The organism is Stenotrophomonas sp. HMWF003 (assembly GCF_003061285.1).
Lineage (GTDB): Bacteria > Pseudomonadota > Gammaproteobacteria > Xanthomonadales > Xanthomonadaceae > Stenotrophomonas > Stenotrophomonas maltophilia_AP.
Genome location: NZ_QAIW01000138.1, coordinates 1 through 1,648, shown reverse-complemented (window position 1 = coordinate 1,648; position 1,648 = coordinate 1). Strand labels below are relative to the sequence as shown.

Annotated in this window: 1 protein-coding gene; it reads right to left on the bottom strand. The window is 72.3% G+C overall.

The genetic code is table 11. The features are described 5' to 3' along the window. A partial coding sequence (locus DBR34_RS05290) for a discoidin domain-containing protein (protein WP_146186771.1) occupies positions 1 to 1,630 on the bottom strand: 1,630 nt, incomplete at its 3' end. Positions 1,631 to 1,648: the final 18 nt, after the last annotated feature.

Here is a 1,648-nt window from a genome sequence, read left to right as displayed (position 1 = left end):
GTGCGGGTGCATCGGGCAGGCTGCCGTCGGCGGCGGTGGCCGCAGTGCCCAGCGGGAACGCCAGCACCACGGAGCGGCTCGCGCCAGGCGCAAGGTGCACGCGATAGGCGAGCGCGGCGGCAGCCAGGCCATCGGCATCGTCGGCGTGCTGGGCGGCCGGAAGCGTGCCGCTGGCGATGGCCGTGGTGATCTCGCTGCTGCCTTCGGGGCCGAACGGGGCCGCACCGGCGGCATCGACCGGGGTCAGCGACTGCAGCAGCGGTCGCCCGTTGATGCGCACCGCCTGGCCCTCGATGGCCACCTTGCGGATCGGCGACAGGCCGCCGTTCTGCCACGGCGGATTCATCTGCATCGGGCGTACCGCCAGCGTCAGCGTGCCCGCCACCGGCGTGCTGCCGGTATTGCGCAGCCGGTGGCGCACGAACGTGACCGGTTGGCCGTCGCGCTCGATGGCAAAGGTTTCGCTCTGCAGTTCCAGCCCGGGTTGCGGCGACCAGGTGGCCGACGGCATCGGTTTCCAGCCATCGCGCAGTGCGTGTTTTACCTGCGCTGCGGCGGCGCCGGCCGCGGTGCCATCGGCGTTGCGCCAGATCGGTTGGACCAGCGGTGCGCCCTTGAACGCTTCAAGGTTGCCGTACTCGTCGAAGATCGATTTCTGCCGGCCGGCGTGCACGCCCACGGCGGTCCAGTAGGTCTGCTGCAGGTGCAGGGACGCCGGGAACAAGGCGCGTTGTGCGCCGCTGGCGGCGACCTGGTAGCGCTTCATCGGGGTCATCACCGCGGCCGGGCCGAGCAGGCGCAGCCGCGCGATCCGCGGGGCATTGCCGGCCACGGTCAGGCGCAGTGCCTTCGCGGTCACCGGTGCGTTGCCGGCCAACCAGCTCTGGGTACGGCTGCCGGCCTGCGGGTCAACGGCCAGGTCGAGCCAGCGGCCGTTGGCGTCCTGGGCCTGCAGGCGGGCGGCGCCGTGGCCGCCGGCCCAGTCGATGGCCAGGCCGGTGGTGGGCTGGGGGCGCGGCAGGGTGATCTCCAGCTGCGATTCGCCGCTGGCGTGTGCGGGCATGGCAACGCTGGCGCCGCCCTGCCAGAGCGACGCCGCCTGGCCCGGATCGAGCCCGACCACGCGTGCCGCCGCCGTGGTATCCAGCGGCTCCAGCTCGAAGATCGAGACGCCCCAGTCGGAGGTTTTGTCCGGGCTGGCCAGGCGCAGGTAACGGGCCTGGCGGGGCGCGAAGAACAGCGTTTCGATCCCGCCCAATGAATCGCGCATGGTGTAGGCGGGCTGCCACTGCGTGCCGTCCAGTGAGGTCTGCAGCGTGTAGCCCTCCGGGTTGGAGACATCCCAGGTGATCCGCGCGCCGCCCAGCTGGGCGGGGGCGCCCAGATCCACCTGGAACCAGTGGCCCGGGCTGAAGGCGCCGCCGGTGACCGTCTTCGGGTCGCCGTCGATCAGGTGGCTCACTGCCATCGCCGGCACCTGCTGCGAAGAACTGCTGGCCTGCCACTGGCTGCGCGGCGGCAGGTTCTGGGCGAGGCCGCTGGCGGCCAGCGCCAGGGCGGGGAAGAGCAGGGCGCGGGCCAGATGGCGGGGCGCGGGCAGAACAGTCCAGCGTTGAGCATGCAGCCGCATCGAGGCGCTCCCGGTCAT